Below are 17,760 nucleotides of genomic sequence, written 5' to 3'. Positions count from 1 at the left end.
TTCAAAATGTGTCCTGCGTCAACGAAGACGAGGAGAACCACATGACCTCACCCGAAACCGTCGGCACGAGCTCGGTCGAGGACGGCGGCACGATCACCCGCCAGCAGTGGCGGTGGTCCGTGCTCGCGGGCATGGCCTCCTACCTGGATGCCGGGTCGATCGTAGCGCTCGGCGCGGGCCTCGCCCTCTTCCAGAGCTACCTCGGCCTCTCCGACGGCGCCGTCGGGGCGCTCGCCGCGATCGGCCCGAACGCCATCGGCTGCGCGATCGGTGCGTTCATCGGCGGCAGGCTGGGCGACAAGCTGGGCCGGAAGCGGATCTACAAGTACGACCTGCTGGTCTACGCGGCGGGCATCCTGTGCATCGCGCTCGCGGTGAACACGCCGATGCTGTTCATCGGTACCTTCGTCGTCGGTGTCGCGGTCGGCGCGGACGTGCCGACGTCGCTGGCGCTGGTCGGCGAGTTCTCCCCGTCGAAGGCGCGCGGGAAGCTGCTCGGCTTCACGCAGGTCGCGTGGAACCTCGGCCCGGTGATCGTGTTGTTGCTGTCGCTCGCGCTCACCCCGCTGGACCTGCTCGGCACGCGGATCGTGTTCCTGCACCTGTTCGTCATCGCGCTGGTGACCTGGGCGATGCGCCGCGGCCTGTCCGAGTCCGCGCGCTGGACGTCGGCGTCGTCCACCAGGGACGTCAAGTACCAGCTGAAAGCGCTTTTCCAGGGCGCGCACCTCAAGGCGCTGCTGTTCACCGGCATCGTCTACGTGTTCTGGAACATCGCGGCAGGCACCGGCGGCATCTTCACCCCGTACGTCATCAAGACCCTCAACGCGGGCAGCCAGGCGGCCAGCGTCGCGCTGTCCTGCGCCGGGTTTCTGATCGGCATCCTGGTCACGACGCTGGTGTTCATGCGCTTCGCCGACCGCAGCCACCACACGCGCAAGTGGATGTGGGGCATCGGCGCGGTCATGCAGATCGTCGCCTACGGCATCTACGTGGTGCTGCCCTTCAACATCCCGGTGATCATCGCGAACATCGTGTTGTTCGGCGTCGGCTGCTCGCTCGCCGGTGAGGCGTTCTACAAGGTGTGGAGCCAGGAACTGTTCCCGACGATGCTGCGCGGCACCGCGCAGGGCTTCACCTTCGGCGTCGCCCGGACGCTGCTCGGCGTGTGGAGCTTCTTCCTGCCGACGCTGGCCAGCGGCGGGTTCACCGTCGCAGGCGGCCTGCTCACGCTGTTCCTGGTGATCAGCGGCGGGGTCGGGTTCTTCTTCATGCCGAACACCTCCGGCAAATCGCTGGAGCAGATCGAGGCGGAGCGCGCCACCGCATGAGTTCCGACGAGCTGCTGACCCGGTTCACCGATCCCGGCCCCGAGTTCTCCCCGCTGCCGATCTGGTGGTGGAGCGGCGGCCGGGTCACCGGGGACCGGGTCCGCTGGCAGATGGAACAGCTGGTGTCGCAGGGCGTCCGGCAGGCGGTGGTGATGTGCCTGGCGCCCACCGGCCCGATGTTCGGTTCCCTGGCCGACGATCCGCCGTTCCTGAGTCCGAAGTGGATCGAGCTGCTGGACGGCGCGTGCGCGGACGCCGCCGAGCTGGGGTTCCAGCTCTGGATGTACGACCAGATCGGGTTCTCCGGCGCGAACTTCCAGGGCCGCCTCACCGCGGCCCGCCCGGAGTTCGCCGGGCTCGCCCTGCACCGGGACCCCGACGGCACGATCGGGCACCGCGTCAGCGGCTTCGACTACTTCAACCCGGACGCCTGCGCGGCCCTGCTCGACCAGGTGCACGGCGAGCTGGAACGGCACGTCGGGCGCTGGTTCGGCACGGTGATCCCCGGGTTCTTCCAGGACGAGCTGCCGCCGCTGCCGACCTGGGGGCACGACTTCGCGGAGACCTTCGCCGCCGAGTACGGCTACGACCTGCTGCCGCGGCTGTCCGCGCTGTACGAGGGCGCGGACGCCGAGTCGGCCCGGGTACGCCGGGACTACCAGGAACACCGTGCCCGCCTCGCGCGCCGCGCGTTCTTCGACCCACTGGCTCAGTGGTTCAGCCACCGCGGGCTGATCTGCGGGTTCGACCAGGCGAGCCCGGCGCGCGAAGGCGATCCGGTCGGCGGCGTGCGGATCTATGGCGACTACCTCGGCACGCACGCCGGGTTCGGCGCGCCGGGCAGCGACCACTGGGGCGACGCGAAGGTGCACAGCTCGCTCGCCCACGCGCACGGGCACCCGCGCACCTGGATCGAGGCGTTCCACTCGTCGGGCTGGGGCGGCACGCTGGAGGAGACCTACGACTGGCTCGCGCCGTTCCTGCGCCGCGGCGCCACGCTCTACGACCCGCACGCGGTCTACTACTCGACCGCGGGCGGCTGGTGGGAGTGGGCGCCGCCGTCGACCTGCTGGCGGCAGCCGTACTGGCCCGCCTACGGCCAGTTCGCCGGCGCGGTGAGCCGGTTGTGCTCGGTGCTGACGGCGGGCACGCACTCCTGCGACGTCGTGCTGCTGTCGCCGACCAGCACCGCCCAGGCCTACCTGACGCTCGACGGACCGCTGCCGCCCGCGGAACGGGCCGCGGCCTCGTTCCACGCGCTGAACGGCGTCGGCACGTGGTTCGCCGAGGAACGCGGTGTGCTGGAACGGGCCGGGATCGACCACGACACGTTCGACGAGGCCACGATCGCCGCCGGGGAGGTTTCGGGCGGCGAGCTCCGGATCGGCGCGGAGACCTACCGCGCGGTGGTCCTGCCCGACGTCGAGCTGCTGCTCCCGGCCGCGGCCGCCCGGCTCGCGGAGTTCGCCGCGGCCGGCGGGACGGTCGTGTGCGTCGGCAGCTGCCCGGTCGAGGGCGCGGTCACGGTCGGCTCGCCGGAGGACGTGCCCGCGGTCCTTCCGAAATCCCGGATCCGGTCCGACGTGCCGTTCCTGCTCCGGCGCCACGGCGACCGGCACGTGCTGCTGCTGACCGCGCACGACGAGCGCAGCGGCACCCGGGCGCCGATCGTCGACCTCGACCGCGAAGGCTGGACGGACCAGGGTTTTCCCTGGGAGGAGTACTGGCGGCAGCTGCGTGCGGACGGGTACGAGTTCGTCTCCCCGTCGGACCGGGTGGCACGGGTCGCGGGGGTGACCGGCCGCGCCCAGCAGTGGAACCCGCGCACCGGGGAGCGCACGGATGTCCCAGTCGTGGACGGCGAGGTCGAGGTCGTCTTCACCGACGGCCCGATCACGTTGCTCGTGTTCGGCGACGACCTGCCGGAGGCGACGCACACCCTGCCCGGGCCGGTGATCCGGTCGGTGTTCCTCGACGGCTGGCGCGCGCGGGCGGAGTCCACTCTGGACAACCGGCACGGCGACCTGGCCGCGCCCGCCCGCACCGGCGTGCTGCCGCTGGAGGTCTGGCGGCTGGGTGACGAGCTGGCCGGGTACGGCGTCTTCGCCGAGGTTCGGGACGGCAACGGGTGGCGGCCCGCGGTCTGGTCGTTGTCCCGTGGCATCCGGGACGACCCCGGGCACGCGGAAGCGCTGGGGCCCAAGGGTTACGTGCCCGAGGAGTTCCTCGACTGGCGGCACGTGGAGGCTGGGGAGACGGTCGGCGTACGAACGTATCTGCCACTGCCCGAGCGCGACGGCCTGTTCCTCGCCGTCGGCGCGAGCGCCGCGCGACGGGTGTTCGTGGACGGCGCGGCGGTTCCGGTCGACGGGCCGGGCTACCAGTCGTTCAGCCCGCTGCCGTCCGGCGGGACGGTGCGGGTGGAGATCGAGTTCACCGCGGACCAGGACGGCCCGCTGCGGGCGTCGTTCGCGGTGGTCACCGATCCCGCGGGCTACCGCAGGCCGGAGTGGCTGGCGGGCGGGGAGATCACCCGCACCTTCCACCTCGACGAGGTACCCAGCGACGCGACCGTGCAGGTCGCGAGCGAGGAGGCCTGCCGGGTGCTCGTCAACGGCGCCGAGGTGGGCAGGCAGGGCGACTTCAACCCCTACCCCGGCTTCCGCGAGATCCGCATCCACCCCTACGACCTGCGCGAACACCTCCGCCCTGGCGAGAACACGCTCACCCTGGTCACGACTGGCCCAGTCGCGGTGGATTCGCGCGACCCGCGGCTGGTCAGCGGCCCGGACTGGGGCGAGGTGCGCCGCCTGCACCGGCGCGACCCGCGTTTCCTGTGCCTGCACCCGCGGCCGCACCCGCTGCCCGGCGCGCACTGGCTCGAACCCGCCGCCGCGCCCGGCGATGTCGTCGTGCCGGTGGTCCCCGACGTCGCGCCTGCCGGGGAACGCACCGAGACGCTGACCTTCCCGGCCCCGCTCGGGGCGGTTGCGCTGCGGATCCCGACCGACCTCGATGTCGTGGTGCGCGTCGGCGAGGCCGAGTACAAGCCGGTCGACCAGCGGGTGCGCTTCCCCGCGCCGCTGAACGCCGCCACGCCGGTGGAGTTGCGGTTCCGCGCGGTCGACGGTCGCCGGGGCGGGGCGCTGCTCGGCTCCGGGATCGAGGTCGAGACCGCCGAGGCCCCGGTCGAACTGCGGAGCTGGGAGGACCTCGGACTGCGTGCACTGGGCGGCCTGGTCCGGTACCGGACCACGTTCGAGGCGCTGCCCGGCCGGGTCGTGCTCGACCTCGGCGAGGTGCGCGGCACGGCCGACGTGGTGGTCAACGGCCGGCTGGTCGACCGCCTGGTCTGGGGTCCGTGGTGGTCCGAAATCTCGGATGCGATCCGAGCGGGTGTCAACGAACTGGAAATCGTCGTCCGCGGAACGCTCGCCGGCTACCTCGACGACGCGTCACCCACCATGGCCGTGGCCGCCGGGCAGGTCCGCGCGGGCCTGTTCGGGCCGGTGCGGCTGGTACAGCACGAGAAGGAGAGCGACCGTTGACCGTCACCGCCGTCCGCTTCGAGCACCACGACGTCGCGCTGGGCATCGGCACCGGCACGCCCCGCCTGTCCTGGCAGGTCCGCACCGACGACCCGGACTGGTCGCAGACCGCGTACGAGGTCGAGCTGAACGGTTCGGCGACGGTGCGGGTCGAATCCGCCGAGCAGGTGCTGGTGCCGTGGCCGTTCGAACCGCTGCCGTCGCGGACCCGGGCGACCGTGCGGGTGCGCGTCGACGACGAGTGGTCCGAGCCGGCCACCGTGGAAACCGGCCTGCTGCGCACGGAGGACTGGTCGGCGCGGTTCATCAGCCCGCGCACGATCGGCGGCATCGGGCAGCGCGCGCCGATCCTCACCCGCAGTGTGGAGCTGCGACCGGGCATCGTGTCGGCCCGGCTGTACGCGACGGCGCACGGCGTCTACACCGCGTCGATCAACGGGGCCCGGGTCGGTGACGAGGTGCTGGCGCCCGGCTGGACCAGCTATGAGCACCGGCTGCGCTACCAGACCCACGACGTCACCTCGCTGCTCCGCGAGGGGACCAACGACCTGGAATTCCTGCTCGGCAACGGCTGGTTCCGCGGACGGCTGGGGTGGAACGGCCGGCGCGCCCTCTACGGCGATCGCCTCGCGCTGCTGGCCCAGCTGGAGGTGACCTACGCCGACGGCACCACCGAGGTCATCGGCACCGACGAGCGGTGGTCGGCGACGGAGAGCCGGATCACCGCCGACGACCTGTACGACGGGCAGCGCACCGACCTGACGCTGTCGGAGTCCGAAGTGGACGAAGTCGAGGTGGTCGAGGCCGACCTGAGCAGGCTCGTCGCGCCCGAGGGGCCGCCGGTGCGCGTGACCGAGGTGGTGCCCGCGGTGCGCGTGTGGTCGTCGCCGTCCGGGAAGACCCTGGTCGACTTCGGCCAGAACGTGGTCGGCTGGGTGCGGCTGCGCGTGCGGGACGCCCGCGAGGTCACCGTGCGGCACGCCGAGGTGCTGGAGGACGGCGAGCTCGGCGTGCGGCCGCTGCGGTCGGCGAAGGCGACGGACACCTACGTCCTGCCCGGTGGTACCGAAACCGTGCTGGAGCCGAGCCTGACGTTCCACGGGTTCCGGTACGCGGAAGTGTCCGGAGTGGACGATCTGCGGGCCGCGGACCTGGAAGCCGTCGTCGTGCACAGCGATCTGCGGCGCACCGGCTGGTTCAGCTGCTCGGACCCGGACCTGGAGAAGTTCCACGAGAACGTCGTGTGGGGCATGCGCGGCAATTTCCTGGACGTGCCGACCGACTGCCCGCAGCGCGACGAACGGCTCGGCTGGACCGGCGACATCCAGGTCTTCTCGCCCACCGCGTCCTTCCTCTACGACTGCGCCGGGTTCCTCCGCTCGTGGCTGGCCGACCTGGCCGCCGACCAGCATCCGGACGGCGCGGTGCCGTTCGTGATCCCGGACGTGCTGCCCGGCGACAGCCCGGCCGCGACGGCCTGGGGCGACGCCGCGGTGATCGTGCCGTGGGTGCTCTACCAGCGGTTCGGCGACGCGGAGGTGCTCGCCCGGCAGTTCGACAGCATGCGCGGGTGGGTCGACAAGATCGCCTCGTTGACCACGGACGGCGTGTGGGCGGGCGGGTTCCAGTTCGGCGACTGGCTGGACCCGGCCGCGCCGCCGGACGACCCGTTCGCCGCGAAGGCCGACTCGGACGTGGTGGCGACGGCGTACCTCGCGCGGTCCGCGGAGATCGTCGCCGCGGCGGCGGAGGTGCTGGGCCGGAACGGTTCGAAATACCGGACGCTGTCCGAACAGACGCGCGCCGCGTTCGCCAGGGAGTACGTCACCGGATCGGGCCGGGTGCTCTCGGACGCGCCGACCGTCTACGCGCAGGCGATCGAGTGGGCGCTGCTGCCGACGGCGGAGCAGCGGGCGGTCGCGGGTCGACGACTGGCCGATCTCGTGCGCACCAACGGCTTCCGCATCGCGACCGGGTTCGTGGGCACGCCGCTCATCACGGACGCGCTCACCACGGCCGGCCACCCCGAGCTGGCCTACCGGCTGCTGCTCGAGCGAGGCTGCCCGTCCTGGCTGTACCCGGTGACGATGGGCGCGACGACGATCTGGGAGCGCTGGGACAGCATGCTGCCGGACGGCTCGATCAACCCGGGCGAGATGACCTCGTTCAACCACTACGCGCTGGGCGCGGTGGCCGACTGGATGCACCGCACGGTCGCCGGGCTGGCGCCCGCCGCGCCCGGGTACCGGTCGATCGTCGTGCGCCCGGTGCCGGACGCCGCGCTCACCCACGCCTCGGCCCGGCACGAGACGCCCTACGGTGCGGCTTCGGTGGCCTGGCGCCGGGCGGACGGGAAGCTGACGCTCGACGTCGTGGTGCCGCCCGGGGTGCGGGCCGACGTGCACGTTCCCGGTGGCCCGGTGGCCGAGGTCCGGCACGGCACGCACAGCTGGACCGTCGACGACCCGTGCCTGTCGCAGCCGCGCGTGCGGACCATTCGTGAACTCATCGGCTCGTCGAAGTGGCCGGACGCGGTGTCGCTGCTGGTCTCGCACGGGCTCGCCGAAGACGCGGTGGACGCCGCACACCGGGCCGGGCGGTACCTGGATCGCCCGGCGGCCGAGCTGGCCGGTTTCCTCGCGATGAAGACGCTCTCCGACGGCTCGGACGCGAAGCGGGCGCTGGAGAAGCTGCTGGCGTGAGCCGATGTCAGCTGGTCCGGTGACGGCTGGGCCGCGGCGCGGCTGATCAGGACCCATACTGGGGCCATGAACCAGCCGGAGCCGTTGTTCAGCTCGTCCCGGGCCTTCCGCGTCTGGCGCTACGGCGTCGAGCACTCGGAGCTGGTCCTGCGCACCGACGACAACCCCGACGAGCCGGTCGAGCTGCTGTTCGAGGGCGTCCTGTCGATGCGCTTCGACCAGCTGTGGTTCACCGGCCTCGTGGTCGGCCGCGCGGAGGACCAGGTGCTGCAGAGCCCCACAGTGGACATCCCGCACCTGAAGATCGAGCTCGGGTCCACCGGCCACGCCGCCCAGGTGGTGTGCCGTCGCCTGACCTGCGTCGGCGGCACCTCGCCGGACGGGAAGATCCTGTGGACGGTCACCGCGCCGCGTCCGAAATCCCGGATCGCCGCCGACATCCCGGCGGTCGAACAGGCCTGACTGCGGGTGGCGCGAGTCACCAGCGACAATGGAGGACGTGACCGCCACCCTGAGCAAGCCCGCACTGAAGATCGGCCCGTACGAGGTCGATCCCCCAGTGGTGCTCGCGCCGATGGCCGGCATCACGAACGTCGCGTTCCGGCGGCTGTGCCGCGAGTACGGCGCGGGGCTGTACGTGTGCGAGATGATCACCGCCCGCGCCGTCGTCGAGCGGCACCCCGGGACCATGCACATGATGGCCTTCGACCAGGGCGAGTACCCCCGGTCGATGCAGCTGTACGGCGTGGACCCGAAGACGATGCGGGAAGCCGTCAAGATCATCGTCGGCGAGGGCCTCGCGGACCACATCGACAGCAACTTCGGCTGCCCGGTCGCCAAGGTCACCCGCAAGGGCGGCGGCGCGGCGCTGCCGTACAAGCGGAAGCTGTTCGCGCAGATCGTGCGCGCGTCGGTGGAGGCGGCCGAGGCTGCGGGCGTGCCGTTCACGGTCAAGTTCCGGATCGGCATCGACGACGACCACCACACCTTCCTCGACGCCGGCCGCATCGCCGAGGCCGAGGGCGCGGCGGCGGTGTCGCTGCACGCGCGCACGGCCGCGCAGCGCTACTCGGGCAAGGCCGACTGGAGCGCGGTCGCCCGGCTGAAGGAGGCCGTGCAGACCATCCCGGTGCTGGGCAACGGCGACATCTTCACGGCCGACGACGCGCTGCGGATGGTGGCCGAGACCGGGTGCGACGGTGTGGTCGTCGGCCGCGGGTGCCTGGGCAGGCCGTGGCTGTTCGGCGAGCTGGAGGCCGCGTTCGCCGGCCGCCCGATCCCGGAGGGGCCCCGGCTGGGTGAGGTCGCCAGGGTCCTGCGGCGGCACGCGGAGCTGCTGGTCCAGCACGACGGCCACGACAAGGCGATGCGCGACCTGCGCAAGCACATGGCCTGGTACTTCATGGGCTTCCCGGTGGGCTCGGAGCTGCGCCGTCGGTTCGCGATGGTGTCGTCGATGGACGAGCTGGACGAGCTGATCGGCCAGCTGGACCACGAGGCGCCCTTCCCGGCGGACGCCCTCGGCCCGCGTGGCCGCCAGGGTTCGCCCGGAAAGGTCACGCTGCCGCACGGCTGGCTCGACAACCCGGACGACGACCTGGTGCCCGAAGCCGAGGACATGCACTCGGGCGGCTGACGCGAGCCCCTCCGGCTCGCTGGACGGCGTCTCGGTCAGGTGTCGCACTCAGCGACAAGCGGCGCAATCCGCTCCGGCTTCCCCCGACGAGGTTGGGATGGAGCATTTGACCGAAGCGCCCCGAATTCGGCGCCAGCCTCATGTTTCCTCCCGCTCACTTGCGGCGAGGGCGGCGCGCAGTTCGGCGATCTCGCGGCTCAGCTCGGCGATCTGCGCGCGCGTCACGGTCTGCGACGTTGCCTCGACCTCCTCGACCCGGCGCACCAGCCACGACGCGAAGGTCGCCGTGACCACGCCGAGCAGCGCGATGCCCGCGACCATCAGCCCGACCGCGATCAGCCGTCCGGTGCCGGACACCGGGTAGCGGTCGCCGTAGCCGACGGTGGTGATCGTCGTGACCGCCCACCACAACGCGTCCGGGAAGTTCCGGATGCCGGCCTCCTCGATCGGCCGCTCCGCTTCGAGCACTGCGAGCGCCGCGCAGAAGACGATCAGCACCGTGGCGCCGACGAAGTACACGACGACCCGCCCGCGCAGGGCGAGCGCGGCGGTGCGGTTGAGGACGTTCAGCATCGCGACGAGGCGCAGCAGCCGCAGCGGGCGGAGCAGCGGGAGCACGATGACCAGGAGGTCCAGCACGTGACGCCGCAGGAATCGCGGTTTGTCCGGTGACTGGACCAGTCGCACGACGTAGTCCAGCGCGAACAGCCCCCACGCGAGCCAGGTGACGACCTCGCACCACACCCGGCCGGCGCTGCCGAGCGACGGCTGGAGGATCGGCCAGGCGTAGGCGCCGAGGAACAACACCGCTACGCCCGTCAGCGGCCACTCCATGCGCTTTTCCCACATCTGCGTCTCCCGTCGGTCGGCGCGATCGTCGCACGTGCGGGCGCGGTGATCCCGATCATTTCGCCCGGATCGTTACCCGCTTTCTGGTAGACACCAGAACCGATGGGCAAGCTGACCAACCGCGCCAGGGCGAAGGCCGACTACCTCTGGTTCATCGGTTCCCGCGAGTGGCCGGTGTTCGTCTCCGCGCTCGGCGTGCTGCTCGGCCTGGTCACGCTCGTGCCCAGCGCCGTCGGCATCGTGCTGTCGGTGATCGCGCTCGTGCTCGGCGTCCTGACCCTCACCCGCGACATCCGGATGCTCCGCGGCCGCTGGGCCGCCTGGGAGTTCGCCACGATCGCCGCACCGTTCCCGCTCGCCGACGTCCCACCGCCGGCGAGCTACCCCGATGCCCGGTACCTCGAGGTGCCCGGACGCGGAACCGCCCTGGTCAGCGACGCCATCGACCGGGCACTGTGGACACAGCGGTTCCCGGTGGAGGTCGCGCCGGACCCCTACCGCCTGCCCGCCGAGCTGAAGGCGACGGCGCCGTACGTGTTGCCGCTGCGCGCGCACGGCCGGCTGCTGTTCAACGGCAGGGTCGTCGGGATGCGGGGCGAGCCGCTGCCGTCGGTCGGCCGCGGCGCGCCGATCCGGCTGCAGCGCACCCGGTTCTTCGACGCCCAGTGCTCCAACGAGCTGGCCACCCTGCGCATCGCCCGCCGGGACACCGACGAGGTCTTCGACCTGCGGCGGCAGATGATGGTCGACACCGCGGGCCGCCTGCACACGCTGGCCGAGAGCAGGCTGGCGGACATCGTCGGCGTGTCGACTGTGGCCGTCACGACCGACGGCTGGGTGCTGGTGGTGCTCCAGTCCAACCGGAATTCGGCCAGCCAGTCGCTGCTAGCCCCGTCGGGCAGCGGGTCGCTGGAGCCGCGTGACCTCGATGGTGACGACCTGCACGACGTCGTCCGCGCCGGGATGGAGCGCGAGCTGTGCGAGGAGACCGGGCTGCGCCGCGACGAGATCGTGCGCACGACGATCACCGGGTTCGCGCGCTGGATGGACCGCGGCGCGAAGCCGGAGTTCTTCGGGCTGACGGAGTTGTCCGCGACGCGGCAGGACCTCCTGGCCCGCAGGCCGAGCCGGTCGGAGCGCGAGTTCACGGCCGCGACACGGTTCGTGGAGGTCGACCTCGCCGGGTACGGCCGGGAACTGGCCGGCGGCGCGGACCTGCCGTCCCTGCCCGCGGTGCTCACCGACAGCGGTTCGGTGCCGCTGCTGCTGGCGTTGCGGGCGGCCGCGCGGTGGACGGTGAGCGCCCCGCGGGAGGAGGACCGTGTTCACCCCTGACAGCCGGTCGCGGCTGCGCGACTCGCTGATCGCGTCGGCCCGCTCGGACGACCGGATCAGCGGCGCCGCGCTGACCGGTTCCGCCTCGGTTGGACGAGAGGACCAGTGGTCGGACATCGACCTGGCGCTCGCGGTGGCGGCCGACCGCGATCAGGTCCTGGCCGACTGGACCGACCGGATGTACCGCGACCACGGCGCGGTCCACCACCTGGACCTCGGCGTGTTCCGGGTGTTCCTGCTGCCGGACACGCTGCAGGTCGACATCGCGTTCTGGCCGGAGTCCGAGTTCGGGCCGACCGGTCCGACATTTCGGACGCTGTTCGGCAACCCGAACGAGCTGCCGCAGGTCTCGCCCCCCGCGGCGGAGCACCTGGTCGGGATGGCGTGGCTGTACGCGTTGCACGCGCGGTCGTCGATCGCGCGGGGCCGGGTGTGGCAGGCGGAGTACATGATCAGCGGCGCGCGGGACGAGGTGCTCGCGCTGGCCTGCCTGCGGCACGGGGTGCGTGCGGTGCAGGGGCGCGGGATGGACGACCTGCCGGCCGAGATCGTGGCGCCGTTCGCGGACGCCCTGGTCCGGTCGGTGGACCCGGCCGAGCTGCGGCGTGCGTTCGGAGTGGTCGTGGAGCTGCTGATCGCCGAGGCCGGCCGTGTGGACGTGTCGCTAGCCGCCCGGCTGTCGGAACCGCTGCGGGAGCTGGTCAGCTGACCTCGACGACGTGGAAGTAGCCGACCGGCTTGGGCCCCTCGCTGACCACGACCACCGTCCCGGGCTCGACGCGGTACGGACCCGAGTTCTCAACGACCAGCCAGCGCGCTTCGGCCGGCGAAACCAGCGCTCCGGCGACGAGGTTCCGGAGCACGAAGGACGCGAGGCCCGAGTAGGCGGTGTGCGGCGGCACGAAGGCATTGGCCGCGTAGAAGTCGGGGCGCGGTGGGCCGGTTTGCCGACCGCCCTGCTCCGGGGTGAGCCACACGACCCGCCCGCGGAACGGGAAGGGGTCGTCGGCAGGCTGGTTCACCACGGCCGTCAGTATGCCGGTCAGGGCCGGGGCGCTTGTTCGCCGTGGGTGGCGGTGTACTCGGCGGCGAGCCAGGGGCCCAGGTCGTCGATCAGCAGTTCCAGGACCGCGGGGTCGGCGGAGGGTGCGCGGGCGGTCACCGCGGCGGTGCGCATCTGGCCGAGTCGCTCGGGGTAGTAGCGGCCGAAGAGTTCGGCGGACTTGTCCAGGTCGCTCGTCCAGCCGCCCCAGCGGGGCATGACCAGCGTGAACCCGGTCCGCACGAGGCGGCGTGACACCGGCCGGCTCAGGGTCCGGCGGTCGTGGTCCGTCACTGCCGCGGCCGCGCGCGTGCGCCAGCCCGGGAGCAGCGCTGCGAGACTGCCGTTGGTCTCCCGCGCGAGCAAGGACGTTGGGCGGTAACGGGGCAGGTGCTCGGCGAGGTCGTCACCCAGGAGCGGCGTGCACAGGCAGGCGACGAAGAAGCCGCCGTCGTGGCGTTCGGCGTCGCTGAGCAGCGTGCGAGCGCCGGCGAGCTGGATGCCGGCGCCGTTGATCTGCGGGAACGCACGGTCGAGAGCGGCCTCGATCCTCCTGGCATCAGCGCGATCGGCGTCGCTGGGCTCGTCGCGGAGGACGAGCAGGACGTCGAGGTCGGAGACCCCGGGGACGGCGGTGCCGCGCGGGATGCTGCCGTACAGATAGGCGCTGTGCAGGCGCGCGAAAGTCCCAGCGACGTGCGCCCGCAGCGCCTCGACGACGGGGGCGAACTCTGCGGAGATCCATTCCAGAGAGCCCTCCCGCGCGATCGTCCCGTCCGGCGCCAGACCACGATCGTCCACCAGCTCACTGTGCCCCGCCGCGGGCGAGGATCGCAGCCGGGCCGGGGTGACGGTCAGAAGCGGTACCGGAGTATGCGGGTGCCTTGCCGGGACAGTGCAGCGCTGTGGCTGATGAGCCGGGTGGCCACGCGCAGCGGCTGGGGGAAGTCCGCCACTTCCGGGGCGCGGGTGAGCAGTTGCTCTTCGACCAGGGTCAGGCCGGCGTTCCAGGTTTCGGGGGTGCGCGGGTCGTCGAAGCCCTGGGCGGCGGTGATGCCGATGGCCTTGATCGCCGGGTGGTATTTCATCGACCAGGCGGCGAAGCGGGTGTAGCCGTTGATGGCGAGCTCGCCGGTGTCGAAGTGCGCGGTGAGTTCGCGGGTCATCCGCTGGAAGGTGTCGCCGGGCAGGAACGGCAGCAGGCCCTCGGCGACGATCATGGCCGGTCGGTCGCGCGGCAGCGGGTCGAGCCAGCCCGGTTCGGTCAGGTCGACGCCGAGGCGTTCCGAGCGGTCCGGGAGCAGCTGGGTCCGCAGGGCGACGACGTCGGGGAAGTCGATGTCGTACCAGTCGACACCGGCGGGCGGGTCGCAGCGGAGGACGCGGGTGTCGAGTCCGCAGCCGAGGTCGAGCACGACGGCGCGGGGGTGGGCGGCGACGAACCCCCGGACGGCGTCGTCGAGTTTCTTGGCGCGCAGGGCAGTGCCGCAGATGAGGCTGGGTTTGAGCTTGAGCCGGGCGAAGTCGTAGTCGATCGTGTCGGCGAGCGCGGCGGAGTCGGCGTCACCGAGGATCGGGCGGGGAAGTTTGCTGTCCAGCGCCCTCGCGTAGAGGGTGAGCAGCAGGGTCTCGCGGAGCGGATCCAGGTCTGGTCGCAGGCGTTGCACGAGGGTCCTCACGGTTGCAGGGGGTTGCGGGCGGCGATGTCCCGCAGCCAGGTCAGGGCGCGTTGGGCGGAGCGGATGCGCTGGGCGTCGAGGCCGTTGCCACTGGCCAGCGCCATGCCTTCGTCGGCGATGTCGTCGAAGGCGCTGAGGCCGTCGAGCTTGCGCTGGACCACCTTGTGCCAGGCGTCGTCCTCGATGCGGTAGTAGGTGGTGCGGTCGCCGGGCACCCGCACCTTGCGGATGAGCCCGATGGTGGCCAGGAAGCGCATGTTCGAGGTCAGCGAAGCGCGGCTGGCCTGGATCGCCTCGGCGATCTCGCCCGCGGAGCGCTCGGGCGGGTCGCAGATCATCAGCAGGCCGAGGATGCGCCCGGTGATCGGCGGTAGCGCCCACTCCTCCACGCAGAAGGTGGCGACCCGCTCCACCCACCGCAGCACGTCGTCCTGGTTGTCCTGATTGGACATGCGCTCCTCCTCGGCTGACTCGTCGCGGCGTCACTGTGTCATGGCGGCAACCGAGTCGCGGGTGGGTGTCGGGGTGACGGTGGCGAGCCGGGTCCGGCGCAGGTAGCGGTCGAACCAGTCCACGGCCAGTGCCATCGCCTCGTCGAGACCCGGACCGGTGTAGAGGCCGAGGACGTCGTAGGGCAGCACCTCCAGCCGTTTCGGCTCGCCGGCCCTGGCGAACGCGCTCTGCGCCTCTTCGAGCATGTGGTACGGGTCCCACCCCGCCGTTGGCGATCATCAACAGCGGGGTGGGCGACAGCCGGTGGATGAGGTCCTCCGGCGCGAAGGTGAGCAGGTGCTCGGTGGAATCGAGGGTCTTCTCGTTGCGGTAGCTGGGGAACATCTCGGCGGCCAGGTCCGGCGTGTCCCGCACGGTCTCCCCGTCCAGGCTCAGGTGCGGGACCCGGGTGCTGGCCCCGCCCTCGTAGCGGCGCTGCCAATCCTCGTCCAGCCGGTCCCGCAGCGCCTGCACACCGGCGCGCCCGAGCAACCGCTCCAGGTACCGCCAGCCGTTCCACACGCTGGGGCTCTGCACCACGACGCACTTCACGCGCCGGTCGAGAACCGCGGCCTGGACCGCGACCGAGCCCCCGACGCTGACCCCCCACAACCCGATCCGCTCCGGGTCCACCTCCGGCCGGCTCTGCAGGTAGGAGATCGCGCTGCGGAAGTCCTCCACCTGGCGCTGCGGATAGTCCTGGCCGCGGGGGTCGCCCTCGCTGGCACCGACCGTGCGGTAGTCGATCGCCAGCACCGCGAACCCGGCGCGCACGAAGTACGGCGCGAACACGGCCAGCGCTTCCTTGACCATCACCCCGCTGTGCCCCAGCACCAGACCGGGAACTGGGGCGTTCGCGTCCGGTAAGTACAGGTCAGCGGCGCACGCGGTCCCGAGACTGTTGAACATCACCTGCACCGGACGCGGAGCCATCGCCGCCACCTTCCTACTGGACGCTAGTTGTTTCAGTCTGGACTGAAATGACTAGCACCGTCAAGCCTCACGTCGTCGAGGTCGGCCGCGGAGGCTGCGCATAGGTACTGGTGGGGCGCCGATCTCCACGCGGCTTCGGAAGCGGTACCGGGGTCCGGGGCCGAGTCCGTTGGGCCAAGGATGGTGATGATGTGATCTCCTCGCGGCGCGGGTTCGCCCCTGCCAGCCCTCGGTCGTGTCCTCCCCTGATCTCCGAAGCGGCGCCGGGCGTTCTCTAGATGCAGTACCAGCAGTCGCAGGGACGCCCGGATTCGCTCCCGCGTGCGGCGAGGTGCCGTACCGGCAAGAGCGCCTCGACCCGTTCTGCGGCGGTGAGTTCAGGGAAACGGCCAGTCGCACCGTGCCATGTCGCAGGCCACCATTCAGGACCTTCATCGGGGGCGACGTCACCGTGCCGCTCGGCGTTGATGAGCAGGGTGTAGAGCGGATGGTCGGGCCAGTGGTTGAGGCGGAGGACCCACCATTGGCCCTGGAGGTATGCCGCCTGAGGGAAACAGGCGTCGCCAGTCGCCTTCCAGCGGACGAGCTGGCCTCGTTCTCGATCTCGTAGCGGCACCGGTCCAGTGTGAGCGGTTGCGCAGCACTCGGGCTACGAGAGGCCAAGGACAGCGACGCCGACGAGCGACTCGCGGACCGCCCCTCCCGGCGACGGCTAATGGCCCGCTAATGGCACGCGACCCGGGTTGATCAAGAGACGACGAAGGCCCAGGTCCGGAGTAGACACCCGCTGACCTGGGCCTTCGCACTAAGAGCGGATGACGGGAATCGAACCCGCGTTCTCAGCTTGGGAAGCTGATGTTCTACCATTGAACTACATCCGCAGCGACGCACAGCATACACAAACGTCGCCCCCTGGTGAGAGCACCCCCTTGACTCTGCGGGTCGCAAGTGACAACACTCGTTGTCGAAAGGGTGGTGGGTGTGCATGGATGAGCGACTGCCGGATCCCGAGTTGTTCCGCCGTGGGGGTTTCAGCCTGGCCGCCAAGCTCTTCGTGAAGCACGACATCCGCGCGACCGAGCGGCAGGTGCGCCGCTTCCGGGAGTTCGCCCAGGCGCAGGATCCGAAGGCCGACGCGGTCGTCGCGCTGTTCCGCCGTCTTCCGAAGAACCGCGGGCGGCAGCTGTTCGAACAGGCGCTCACCGACGGCATCCACAGCCTCGACGCCCCGCCACCGGAACTCGTCGACTTCTTCGAGCACGTCGAGGCCACCCCGTACTGGGTCGACCCGGCCCGGCTCGACCGGGGCGCCAAAGCCATCATCCGCACCGGCGTCCTCGGCCTCTTCCCGCTCGGCGACATGTCCCTCATGGGCGGCTACCTCGCCTCACGCGCGACGAAGGCCCTCGTCGCGACCGGGGAGATCGAACGGATGGCCGGCCAGCGCCTCGTGGAGACCGCGGCGTGGTGGATGGACGTCACCACCCCCGGCGCACTGGCGATCGGCCAGACCGGCTACGCCTCCGCCCTGCGCGTCCGCCTCGTGCACGCCCACGTCCGCGCCGCCATGAACCGCCGCCCCGACTGGGACTACGACGAGTGGGACAAGCCGGTCAACCAGGTCCAGACCGCCGGCACGCTGCTCCTCTTCTCCCTCGTCTTCGTCTACGGCACCCAACTGCTCGGCATCCGCTACAGCGACCGCGAGCGCGCCGACATCCTGCACCTCTGGCGCTACGTCGGCTGGCTGCTCGGCGTCGACGAGGAACTCCTGCCCGCCACCGAAGACGACGCCTGGCGCCTGTTCTGGCTGCTCGCGACCACCGAGTTCATCCCCGACGAGGACAGCAAACGCCTCGCCCGCGCCCTGCTCGAGACGCACGCCGCGATCGGCGAGGGGCGCGGCGCCGTCGGCAAGGTCCTGTCCCACGTCTCGGTCGCCGTGCACTCCTCCATCAGCCGCCTGGTGCTGGGCAAGTCCAACGCCGACTTCCTGGAGATCCCCAACGACCCGATCGCCCAGGGCGCCATCCTCGCCGTCGCCGCGGGCAACTTCGCCGCCGAGACCGCGCGGCGCTTCATCCCCGGCGCGACCGCGCTGCAGGAGTACCTCGGCACCCTCGAACGCCGCCGCTACGTCGACCGCCTCGGCAAGATCTTCAAGCTCGATCCCACCTACGCCCGCCACATGAAAGCGGCCTAGCTAGGGTGAA

The 17,760-nt window shown here is 71.4% G+C and carries 14 protein-coding genes, 1 tRNA gene and 1 pseudogene; 8 read left to right on the top strand and 8 right to left on the bottom strand.

Annotated features, from left to right (window positions below):
• The first annotated feature begins 41 nt into the window (after positions 1–41).
• The 5 genes from AMYTH_RS0130600 to dusB all read left to right on the top strand — a co-directional run bounded on the left by AMYTH_RS0130600 (position 42) and on the right by dusB (position 9,217).
• The gene (locus AMYTH_RS0130600) at positions 42–1,331 is read left to right on the top strand and encodes an MFS transporter (RefSeq protein WP_027933447.1); all 1,290 of its coding nucleotides are present in this window, start codon (positions 42–44) and stop codon (positions 1,329–1,331) included.
• Positions 1,328–4,879, top strand: coding sequence for a hypothetical protein (locus AMYTH_RS0130595; protein WP_027933446.1), 3,552 nt, complete (start codon positions 1,328–1,330; stop codon positions 4,877–4,879). Before AMYTH_RS0130600 ends, AMYTH_RS0130595 begins: the two co-directional genes overlap by 4 nt.
• Positions 4,876–7,581: a glycoside hydrolase family 78 protein gene (locus AMYTH_RS0130590; RefSeq protein ID WP_027933445.1), complete on the top strand. Its 2,706-nt coding sequence runs from the start codon at positions 4,876–4,878 to the stop codon at positions 7,579–7,581. The genes AMYTH_RS0130595 and AMYTH_RS0130590 overlap by 4 nt, the downstream gene beginning before the upstream one ends.
• A gap of 66 nt (positions 7,582–7,647) precedes the next feature.
• A complete protein-coding gene (locus AMYTH_RS0130585; protein ID WP_017985613.1) occupies positions 7,648–8,043 on the top strand; it encodes a hypothetical protein in 396 nt (131 codons plus the stop codon).
• 28 nt (positions 8,044–8,071) lie between these two features.
• Positions 8,072–9,217: a tRNA dihydrouridine synthase DusB gene (gene dusB / locus AMYTH_RS0130580; protein ID WP_027933444.1), complete on the top strand. Its 1,146-nt coding sequence runs from the start codon at positions 8,072–8,074 to the stop codon at positions 9,215–9,217.
• Between the two features lie 138 nt (positions 9,218–9,355).
• Here the strand turns inward: dusB and AMYTH_RS0130575 are convergent, their stop codons facing one another.
• On the bottom strand, positions 9,356–10,066 hold the full coding sequence (locus AMYTH_RS0130575; protein WP_027933443.1) for a potassium channel family protein: 711 nt from the start codon (positions 10,064–10,066) through the stop codon (positions 9,356–9,358).
• A gap of 102 nt (positions 10,067–10,168) precedes the next feature.
• On the opposite strand from AMYTH_RS0130575, the gene AMYTH_RS0130570 reads away from it, so the two are divergent.
• Positions 10,169–11,401: an NUDIX hydrolase gene (locus AMYTH_RS0130570; protein ID WP_027933442.1), complete on the top strand. Its 1,233-nt coding sequence runs from the start codon at positions 10,169–10,171 to the stop codon at positions 11,399–11,401.
• Entirely contained in the window at positions 11,388–12,110 is a 723-nt protein-coding gene (locus AMYTH_RS0130565; RefSeq protein ID WP_027933441.1) for a hypothetical protein, read from the top strand. Before AMYTH_RS0130570 ends, AMYTH_RS0130565 begins: the two co-directional genes overlap by 14 nt.
• On the opposite strand, the gene AMYTH_RS45970 is transcribed toward AMYTH_RS0130565, so the two are convergent.
• From AMYTH_RS45970 to AMYTH_RS0130525, 7 genes and pseudogenes are all read right to left on the bottom strand, one after another.
• Complete coding sequence (locus AMYTH_RS45970) at positions 12,103–12,426, bottom strand: PilZ domain-containing protein (RefSeq protein WP_051362858.1); 324 nt, start codon at positions 12,424–12,426, stop codon at positions 12,103–12,105. The two genes, AMYTH_RS0130565 and AMYTH_RS45970, sit on opposite strands and share 8 nt — an antisense overlap.
• Positions 12,427–12,443: 17 nt before the next feature.
• Complete coding sequence (locus AMYTH_RS0130555) at positions 12,444–13,244, bottom strand: nucleotidyltransferase domain-containing protein (RefSeq protein ID WP_027933440.1); 801 nt, start codon at positions 13,242–13,244, stop codon at positions 12,444–12,446.
• 53 nt (positions 13,245–13,297) lie between these two features.
• Complete coding sequence (locus AMYTH_RS0130550; RefSeq protein WP_037322795.1) at positions 13,298–14,122, bottom strand: class I SAM-dependent methyltransferase; 825 nt, start codon at positions 14,120–14,122, stop codon at positions 13,298–13,300.
• On the bottom strand, positions 14,119–14,574 hold the full coding sequence (locus AMYTH_RS0130545; protein WP_027933438.1) for a GbsR/MarR family transcriptional regulator: 456 nt from the start codon (positions 14,572–14,574) through the stop codon (positions 14,119–14,121). Before AMYTH_RS0130545 ends, AMYTH_RS0130550 begins: the two co-directional genes overlap by 4 nt.
• 30 nt (positions 14,575–14,604) lie before the next feature.
• Positions 14,605–14,820: a hypothetical protein gene (locus AMYTH_RS50600; protein ID WP_027933437.1), complete on the bottom strand. Its 216-nt coding sequence runs from the start codon at positions 14,818–14,820 to the stop codon at positions 14,605–14,607.
• A gap of 337 nt (positions 14,821–15,157) precedes the next feature.
• A pseudogene (locus AMYTH_RS50595) lies at positions 15,158–15,523 on the bottom strand (alpha/beta hydrolase); the annotation flags it as partial.
• An 834-nt stretch (positions 15,524–16,357) separates the two neighbouring features.
• A tRNA-Gly gene (locus tag AMYTH_RS0130525) sits at positions 16,358–16,428 on the bottom strand.
• Positions 16,429–16,532: 104 nt separating this feature from the next.
• Here AMYTH_RS0130525 and AMYTH_RS0130520 point away from each other — a divergent pair.
• Complete coding sequence (locus AMYTH_RS0130520; protein WP_027933434.1) at positions 16,533–17,750, top strand: oxygenase MpaB family protein; 1,218 nt, start codon at positions 16,533–16,535, stop codon at positions 17,748–17,750.
• Positions 17,751–17,760 lie beyond the last annotated feature (10 nt).

Source organism: Amycolatopsis thermoflava N1165, from assembly GCF_000473265.1.
In the GTDB taxonomy this organism is placed as follows: domain Bacteria; phylum Actinomycetota; class Actinomycetes; order Mycobacteriales; family Pseudonocardiaceae; genus Amycolatopsis_E; species Amycolatopsis_E thermoflava.
The sequence above is the reverse complement of the archived record's forward strand: the minus strand, read 5'-3'. Positions and strand labels throughout refer to the sequence as shown.

Bases quoted from the DNA above. Each gene is read 5' to 3' on its own strand.
- AMYTH_RS0130600 (WP_027933447.1), top strand. From the start codon at position 42: ATGACCTCACCCGAAACCGTCGGCACGAGCTCGGTCGAGGACGGCGGC.
- AMYTH_RS0130595 (WP_027933446.1), top strand. From the start codon at position 1,328: ATGAGTTCCGACGAGCTGCTGACCCGGTTCACCGATCCCGGCCCCGAG.
- AMYTH_RS0130585 (WP_017985613.1), top strand. From the start codon at position 7,648: ATGAACCAGCCGGAGCCGTTGTTCAGCTCGTCCCGGGCCTTCCGCGTC.
- dusB (WP_027933444.1), top strand. From the start codon at position 8,072: ATGGAGGACGTGACCGCCACCCTGAGCAAGCCCGCACTGAAGATCGGC.
- AMYTH_RS0130575 (WP_027933443.1), bottom strand. From the start codon at position 10,066: ATGTGGGAAAAGCGCATGGAGTGGCCGCTGACGGGCGTAGCGGTGTTG.
- AMYTH_RS0130570 (WP_027933442.1), top strand. From the start codon at position 10,169: ATGGGCAAGCTGACCAACCGCGCCAGGGCGAAGGCCGACTACCTCTGG.
- AMYTH_RS0130545 (WP_027933438.1), bottom strand. From the start codon at position 14,574: ATGTCCAATCAGGACAACCAGGACGACGTGCTGCGGTGGGTGGAGCGG.
- AMYTH_RS50600 (WP_027933437.1), bottom strand. From the start codon at position 14,820: ATGCTCGAAGAGGCGCAGAGCGCGTTCGCCAGGGCCGGCGAGCCGAAA.
- AMYTH_RS0130520 (WP_027933434.1), top strand. From the start codon at position 16,533: ATGGATGAGCGACTGCCGGATCCCGAGTTGTTCCGCCGTGGGGGTTTC.